The following is a 487-nucleotide window of genomic DNA, read 5'->3' as shown; positions in this document are numbered from 1 at the left end:
GAGAAGTTGGGATTTGCAGCGGACATGAGAGACTATTCTATCTGTGGACCAATGCTGCAGCACCTGGGTATCGATGCTCTAAGGTTGATGACCAACAATCCTCGCAAGGTGAAGGCGCTAGAGTTGGTAGGAGTCAGAATCGTAGAGCGTTTGCCTCTAGAAGTAGGGCGAAACCCACACAATGATGGCTACCTGACGACAAAGGCGAGCAAGCTAGGGCACTGGCTTAAGTCGCATCAGGATGATGATCTAGGCGTCTAGGCCCCGTTTAGTCGTTTGAAACGGCGGCTAAATAGACTGAATGACCGGTGAAATCAGCGAGCCTTTCTGAGCTGAGAGGCGAGCTTCAATGCTACTCAATATACCCTTTTCATCAAGCCCGCATTCGGCGAGTAAGACCTCAGGTCGTCCATGATCGATGAATGTATCTGGCAAGCCAAGTATCATAATATCGGGTCGCAATCTACTCTACGTTTCTTCAACGCGG

General features: G+C 49.9%; 1 protein-coding gene and 1 pseudogene. One reads left to right on the top strand and one right to left on the bottom strand.

Annotation, left to right across the window (positions count from 1 at the left end; genetic code table 11):
- A pseudogene (locus A3750_RS04905) lies at positions 1–261 on the top strand (GTP cyclohydrolase II); the annotation flags it as partial.
- Between the two features lie 27 nt (positions 262–288).
- On the opposite strand, the gene A3750_RS25275 reads toward A3750_RS04905, so the two are convergent.
- Entirely contained in the window at positions 289–447 is a 159-nt protein-coding gene (locus A3750_RS25275) for a hypothetical protein (RefSeq protein WP_156498414.1), read from the bottom strand.
- Between the last annotated feature and the right edge of the window lie 40 nt (positions 448–487).

The organism is Oleiphilus sp. HI0079 (assembly GCF_001635105.1).
This window is presented reverse-complemented; position numbering and strand designations above follow the sequence as displayed.